6 protein-coding genes are annotated in these 6,455 nt (G+C 64.2%); 1 reads left to right on the top strand and 5 read right to left on the bottom strand.

Annotation, left to right across the window (positions count from 1 at the left end; translation table 11 throughout):
- Positions 1–108: 108 nt before the first annotated feature.
- The 5 genes from AB6807_RS32955 to hppD all read right to left on the bottom strand — a co-directional run bounded on the left by AB6807_RS32955 (position 109) and on the right by hppD (position 5,768).
- Positions 109–1,044, bottom strand: coding sequence for an MBL fold metallo-hydrolase (locus AB6807_RS32955; RefSeq protein ID WP_371087862.1), 936 nt, complete (start codon positions 1,042–1,044; stop codon positions 109–111).
- The gene (locus tag AB6807_RS32950) at positions 1,045–2,736 is read right to left on the bottom strand and encodes an AMP-binding protein (RefSeq protein WP_371087861.1); all 1,692 of its coding nucleotides are present in this window, start codon (positions 2,734–2,736) and stop codon (positions 1,045–1,047) included.
- 125 nt (positions 2,737–2,861) lie between these two features.
- The gene (gene phhA, locus AB6807_RS32945) at positions 2,862–3,749 is read right to left on the bottom strand and encodes a phenylalanine 4-monooxygenase (protein ID WP_371087860.1); all 888 of its coding nucleotides are present in this window, start codon (positions 3,747–3,749) and stop codon (positions 2,862–2,864) included.
- Positions 3,750–3,775: 26 nt separating this feature from the next.
- Positions 3,776–4,600: a transporter substrate-binding domain-containing protein gene (locus AB6807_RS32940; protein ID WP_371087859.1), complete on the bottom strand. Its 825-nt coding sequence runs from the start codon at positions 4,598–4,600 to the stop codon at positions 3,776–3,778.
- A 40-nt stretch (positions 4,601–4,640) separates the two neighbouring features.
- A complete protein-coding gene (gene hppD, locus AB6807_RS32935; protein WP_116909613.1) occupies positions 4,641–5,768 on the bottom strand; it encodes a 4-hydroxyphenylpyruvate dioxygenase in 1,128 nt (375 codons plus the stop codon).
- 160 nt (positions 5,769–5,928) lie between these two features.
- Between hppD and AB6807_RS32930 the strand changes: the two genes are divergently transcribed.
- Positions 5,929–6,402 carry an Lrp/AsnC family transcriptional regulator gene (locus AB6807_RS32930; protein WP_116909612.1) on the top strand — a complete coding sequence of 158 codons (474 nt, stop codon included), beginning with the start codon at positions 5,929–5,931 and terminating at the stop codon, positions 6,400–6,402.
- The last annotated feature ends 53 nt before the right edge of the window (positions 6,403–6,455 follow it).

Here is a 6,455-nt window from a genome sequence, read left to right as displayed (position 1 = left end):
TCATCGTCAGGCTCTTACAGCCCAGAAAACCCCAGTCAGAATTGACTGGGGTTTTTTGCTTTGCGCGTCAGATAACTCAAGCGCAAGCGAGCAATTTACTCGCCAAATTCAGACGTTGCGAATAAACGCGCGATCCATTGATGCGGCCCCAGACGCAATCAACTCGCTCAAGATACCGCCGGTCAATCGATCCAACTCGACATCCGCAAAGAAGCGCGAGTGGATGTTCGCCAAATAGGGCGTGCCCTTCAGCCAGCGCTCCCATTCGTCGATGCCGATCGCCTGCATCTCCAGCAGCTTGAACTTCATCAGCACCTTGATGGCGTGACGCGCATGCTTCTCTGGATTGCGGCGCAGCCCATCGAGCCGGCGCCGCGCGATGGTCAGCGATTTATCGACGTCGCCAAAGACCGCTCCATGCCCGGGAACGACCTGCAGCGGTGCCAAGGCTTCAATCAAGTCCAGCGTCGCCGCCATGTCCGCGAAAGAAGGCTCACCTGCCAGCTCGGGAAACGCCACGCCAAATCCGTTCTCCCACAGCGCATCCGCTGAAATCAACGTACGCGAGACGGGCTCGAACAGAATTACCGAGTGAGGGTCATGTCCTGGTGCCGCATGAACCTGCCATTGCCGATCCCCAAGCAGGCAATCCGTCCCAGGTTTCAGTAAGCCGGTCAGCCCGAATCGCGGACAAGTCTGCCCTGTCGCCACGAAACTCAGCGCTTCTTCATCCCAGCGTTCGACAAGCGCAGCTTCACCCGGTGGAATGTCGGTGCGAACACAGGGGTAGCGCGCCTGCAGCGCCGCATTCCCACCGCAGTGATCGCTGTGAAGGTGCGTATTCAGAATGTGATCCAGCGGTCGCTCCCCGAGCACCGACTCGATCAGCGCCACCGTCTGCTCCGCATGCGTCACATACCCGGTATCGACAACCGCCGTCTCTTCAGTCCCCACAAACAAGACGTTGTTAGAAGAAAGCCACCCCCGCTCGAAGACGACAACGTTCGCCGGCAAGCCCGCACTCGCACCCGAACGACCGCTCATTCAAGCGCTCGCGCTGACACGCAGTTCACGCCGCAGGATCTTCCCGACATTGGTTTTCGGCAGCGAATCCCTGAACTCGATGTGCTTCGGCCGCTTGTAGCCGGTGAGTTGCGAGTGGCAGTACTGCAGCACGGCATCTTCCGTCAGCGCGGGGTCGCGCCGTACCACGAATACCTTGATCGCCTCGCCTTGCTTCTCGTCGGGCACGCCCACGGCCGCGCATTCGACGACACCCGGGCACAGCGAAATCACGTTTTCCAACTCATTCGGAAACACGTTGAAGCCGCTCACCAGGATCATGTCCTTCTTGCGGTCAACGATGCGGCTGTAGCCATCGTCCTGCATCACGGCGATATCTCCTGTACGCATGAAGCCATCTGCTGTGAACGCCGCGGCTGTCTCGGCAGGCTGGTTGTAGTAGCCGGTCATCACGTTCGGCCCCTTGATGCAGAGTTCGCCCGGCTGGCCGTTCGCCAGCGAGTGGCCGTCGTCGTCCTTGATGGCGATCTCGATGCTCGGCAACGGCAGCCCGATGGTGCCGGTGAACGTCGTGTTGGACACCGGATTGTTGGTGCCGATCGCGCAGGTCTCGCTCATGCCCCAGCCCTCGATCATCGGACAGCCGGTGGCCTCGAACCACTTGCGTGCCGTGCCTTCGGAGGCGGCCATGCCGCCTGCCTGTGAGACGAACAGCGTCGAGAAATCGATGGTCTTGAACTCCGGATGCATCAGCAGCGCATTGAACAGCGTGTTCACCGCCGGCAGCATATGGAAGGGCCGCTTCTTCAGCACCGCGATGAACTTGTTGAAGTCGCGCGGGTTCGGAATCAGCGTCATGTGCGAGCCCTGGCGAATCACCAGCAGGCTGAGCGTCAACGCGAAGATGTGATACAGCGGCAGCGCCGCGATGCTGTTCACCTTGGCAAGATCCCCGGCGCGTGAGAGCGCCGGCGTGAACCAGGCCTCGGCCTGCAGCGTGGCCGCGACGATGTTGCGATGCGTCAGCACCGCGCCTTTCGACAAGCCCGTGGTGCCGCCCGTGTACTGCAGGAACGCGATCGAATCGAGCGTGCTCTGGTCCGGCCCGAGCGTGCGGCCGCGGCCCTCGGTGATCGCCTGGTTGAACGGCGTGACCGTGCGGCCTTCGTCCAGCGGCAGCTTGTATGCCGGCACGATCTTCGCCAGGTGCCGCACTGCCGCGGTGATCCACGCGCCATACAGCCCGCCCAGCAGGTCGCCCATCGAGGTCATGACCACGTGCTTGATTGGCGTCCGCTCGATGACCTTTTCCAGCGTCGACGCGAAGTTCTCCAGGATGACGATGGCCGTCGCGCCGGAGTCCTTCAGCTGATGCTCCAGCTCGCGCGCCGTGTACAGCGGGTTCACGTTCACGCAGGTGTAGCCCGCGCGCAGCACGCCGCACATGGTGACCGCGAACTGCGGAATGTTGGGCAGCATGATCGCCACGCGCGCGCCCGGCTCGAGGCCGCGCGACTGCAGCCAGGCGCCCAGTGCCTTCGACAGCGTGTCGAGCTCGCCGTAAGACATCCAGCGCTCCATGCACACCGAGAACGGCTTGTCGGCATGGCGCGCGAACGCCTCGTCGAACATGTGGGGCAAGGAACGGTATTGCTCGGGATGAATCTCGAGCGGTACGCCGGCCGGATAGTTGTGTTGCGCGGATGTCTGCATGCAAGCTCCTTTGGCGCGGATTGTGGGAGGCAGCATGCCTCCGCCGCCAGCGGGCTTGTCCTAGGAGGGGCGCAAAGGATGTCGCGCGCGCGATAGCCGCGCGGCGCGCATCTTCGCAAGCGCGATCAGGCCTTGCCCGATTCGCCCGGCAGCAGCACGCCGGCCTCGATGTCGCTCTGGACCTCGAGCGCCGCGTACAGCGGGGCGAAGTCGGGCGCCGTCAGGTCGAACAGCTGCGCGAAGCTGTCGATCACGAAGTAGTTGGCCTGGTAGGTGTCGATCTTGTAGCGCGTGCGCATGGCGCGCAGCAGGTCCAGCGGCAGGCGGCGCGGCTCGTCGCTGAGCACCGCGTGCTTCAGCTCGCCCACCGAGCTCAGGATGCCCGCGCCGTAGGCGCGCAGGCCCTCGGGCTGGCGAATCAGGCCGAACTCCACCGTGTACCAGTACAGGCGCGACAGTTTCTCGCCGGCTCCCAGTTCATGCGCCTTGATGCCGCCCGCGCCGTAGCGCTGCACGTAGTCGGCGAAGGTCGGGTCGAACAGCATCGGCACATGGCCGAAGAGGTCGTGGAACACGTCGGGCTCGACGATGTAGTCGAACTCCTCGGGCTTGCGGATCCAGTCGGTCACCGGAAACTTGCGGTTCGCCAGCAGCGTGAAGAAAGGCAGCTCCGGAATCAGCCCCGGCACGGCGACGATCTCCCAGCCCGTGGCGCGGTGCAGCCGGTCGTTGATCTCGTCGAAGCGCGGAATGCGGTCTTTCACGCCCAGCGACGGCAGCGCGTTGATGAAGGCGTCGCACGCCAGGCCGGGCAACTGAGCGGCCTGCCGCTCGTAGAGCCGCCGGTAGGTGTCATGGTCGGCCGGCGTGTAGCTGGCCCAGTCCTGCGGGCAGGTGTAGTCGGACAGCACGGTGCCGCCGCGCGAGTAGTCGCCGCGTGGCGGGCGGTCCGAGGCGCCATACACGGCGGGCGTGACGGCGGAGGTGACAACGGCGGCGGCAGGGGAGTCCATGAGTGAGGCGATCGCTGGAAGAAGGGTTACTTGAGCCAGCGGTCCATCGTCCGCTGGAAGTCGCCGCCGGCTTGCTGCAGGTGCAACCATTGGTCGACGTACGACTTGAAGGCCACATCGTCGCGCGGCAGCATCCAGGCCATTTCGCCGTACTGCAGCGGCTTGTCGGGGTTGACCGCGCACAGGCCCGGCTTGAGCTTCTGCTGCGTGATGGCTTCGGCCGCCTCGGTGACGAACACGTCGGCGCGGTTGGCGAGGATCTCGTCGAAGATCGTCACGTTCTCGCCGTGCAGCGTCAGCCTGGCCTGCTTGAAATTGGCGCGGGCGAAGCGCTCGTTGCTGCCGCCCGGGTTGAAGATGACGCGCACCGAGGGCTGGTCGATGGCGGCCACGCTCTGGTACTTGGCCACATCGGCGCAACGCGCGATGGGCGTCTTGCCGTTGACCATGTAGGGCGCGCTGAAGAAGGCGCGCTTCTGCCGGTCGGTGGTGACCGACACGCCGCCCACGGCGATGTCGCACTTGCCCGCTGCCAGGTCGGGCAGCAGGTTGGCCCAGGTGGTCTTGATCCACTCGGGCTTGGCGCCCAGGCTCGTGCTAAAGCCGGTCATCAGGTCGACGTCGATGCCCTCGAAGGCGCCGTCCGTCTTCTGGAAGCTGAAGGGCTTGTAGTCGCCCGGCGTGCAGATGCGCAGCACGGCGGCCTTCTGCACCGCGTCGAGGTGGGAGCCCGCCACCAGCGGCACCGCCGAGGGTGCCATGGGTGCGGCGGGCTGCATGGCGCAGCCCGAGAGAGCAGCGGCTGCAGCCGCGACGAGTGTCAGACCGATCGAAAACGTGCAGCTGCGCATGCCGGGCTCCTGGAGCAGTGGATAGGTGGGTTGCGAGCGCTTATTTTGCGGCGCTCAGCACGCCACGGCGCATCTGGTCGAGCTCGATGCTCTCGAACAGCGCCTTGAAGTTGCCGTTGCCGAAGCCGTCGTCGCCCTTGCGCTGGATGAACTCGAAGAAGATCGGGCCGAGCTGGTTCTCGCTGAAGATCTGCAGCAGCAGCGCGTCCTTCTTGCCGTCGATCAGGATCTTGCGCTTCTGCAGTTCGGCCACGCTTTCGCCGTGCTCCGGAATGCGCTTGTCGACCAGTTCGTAGTACGTGTCGATGGTGTCCAGCAGCGTCACGCCCTTGGCGCGCAGCTCGTCGACGGTCGCGTACAGGTCGTCCGAGCCCATCGCGATGTGCTGGATGCCTTCGCCCTTGTACATGTCCAGGTACTCCTGGATCTGGCCGGCCTGTTCCTTGCCCTCTTCGTTGATCGGGATGCGGATCTTGCCGCAGGGGCTGGTCATGGCCTTGCTCTTCACGCCCGTGACCTGGCCTTCGATGTCGAAGTACTTGATCTCGCGGAAGTTGAAGAGCTTTTCGTAGAAGCCGGCCCAGACGTTCATGCGGCCGCGGTACACGTTGTGCGTCAGGTGGTCGATGTAGGTCAGGCCGTTGCCGAACGGCGAAAGCGCCTGCTCGGGCGCGACGCCGGGCAGCGCCTCGAAGTCGACGTCGTAGAAGCCGATGTTGCCGATGTCGCCGGGCTTGGCGCCGTTCTTGCCGGGCCAGCGGTCCACCAGGTAGATCAGGCTGTCGCCGATGCCCTTGATGGCGGGAATGTTCAGCTCCCCCGGGCCGGCCTTGTCGGCGAAGCCCCAGGCACCGAGCGAGGTGGCGCGCTCGTAGGCCTGCTTGGCGTCCTGCACGCGGAAGGCGATGGCGCACACGCTCGGACCGTGCTCGCGCGCGAATTTCTGCGCAAAGGAATCGGGCTCGGCGTTCAGGATGAAGTTGATCGTGCCCTGGCGGTACAGCAGCACGTTCTTGTGGCGGTGCTTGGCCACGGCGGTGAAGCCCATGCGCTCGAAGACCTTGCCCATGGCGACCGGATCGGGTGCCGCGTATTCGATGAATTCGAAACCGTCGGTGCCCATGGGGTTGTCCCAGGGCGTGAAGGCGGGTGCGTCGGCTTGGCTCATGTGCGGTCTCCGAAAGAGTGGGGATTCGTTGAATGAATGGGGGCGCGATCTCGGGGCGAAACCGGCCGGTCATGCAATGTAGGGCGAACGGCTCTCAGGTTTTCTGCGTTTCCGGGCGCACATGCTGGCCTTGACGCAGTAAAACTGCAAAAATAGAAGAATGGAAGCACTGGACAAGATAGATCGGCTTATTTTGCGCACGCTGCAAGCAGACGGCCGCGCTACCTACGACCAGATCGCGGAGCAGGTGAGCCTGTCGCCCAGCGCGGTGCTGCGCCGGGTCAAGCGGCTCGAAGAGCACAAGGTCATCGATCGCTACGTGGCGCTGGTGCCGCCCGAGGCCGTGGGCCTGGGCCTGACCGCGTACCTCAACGTGCGGCTCGAAAAGCACACCGAGAGCCACAAGCGCAACCCGATGGACCTGTTCCGCGCGAGCGTGCAGACCTGGCCCGAGGTGGTCGAGTGCGCGGCGCTGACCGGCGACATGGACTATCTGCTGCGCGTGGTGGTGGCCGACATGGCCCACTACAGCCGCTTCATCATGGACACCCTGCTCAAGCACCCCAGCGTGCAGGACTGCAAGACCAGCTTCGTGCTGGACCGAGTCAAGGCCACCACGGCTGTGCCGGTTTAGCCACACCCGGTTGCGCGAGCGCCACGTGATCCGGCATTGGGTCACGAATGTGT

It is taken from the genome of Variovorax sp. RCC_210 (assembly GCF_041355175.1).
In the GTDB taxonomy this organism is placed as follows: domain Bacteria; phylum Pseudomonadota; class Gammaproteobacteria; order Burkholderiales; family Burkholderiaceae_C; genus Variovorax.
This window is presented reverse-complemented; position numbering and strand designations above follow the sequence as displayed.

What these genes read in the sequence shown, in the direction of transcription:
- AB6807_RS32955 (WP_371087862.1), bottom strand. Translation starts at nt 1,044, where the DNA reads ATGAGCGGTCGTTCGGGTGCGAGTGCGGGCTTGCCGGCGAACGTTGTC.
- AB6807_RS32950 (WP_371087861.1), bottom strand. Translation starts at nt 2,736, where the DNA reads ATGCAGACATCCGCGCAACACAACTATCCGGCCGGCGTACCGCTCGAG.
- phhA (WP_371087860.1), bottom strand. Translation starts at nt 3,749, where the DNA reads ATGGACTCCCCTGCCGCCGCCGTTGTCACCTCCGCCGTCACGCCCGCC.
- AB6807_RS32940 (WP_371087859.1), bottom strand. Translation starts at nt 4,600, where the DNA reads ATGCGCAGCTGCACGTTTTCGATCGGTCTGACACTCGTCGCGGCTGCA.
- hppD (WP_116909613.1), bottom strand. Translation starts at nt 5,768, where the DNA reads ATGAGCCAAGCCGACGCACCCGCCTTCACGCCCTGGGACAACCCCATG.
- AB6807_RS32930 (WP_116909612.1), top strand. Translation starts at nt 5,929, where the DNA reads ATGGAAGCACTGGACAAGATAGATCGGCTTATTTTGCGCACGCTGCAA.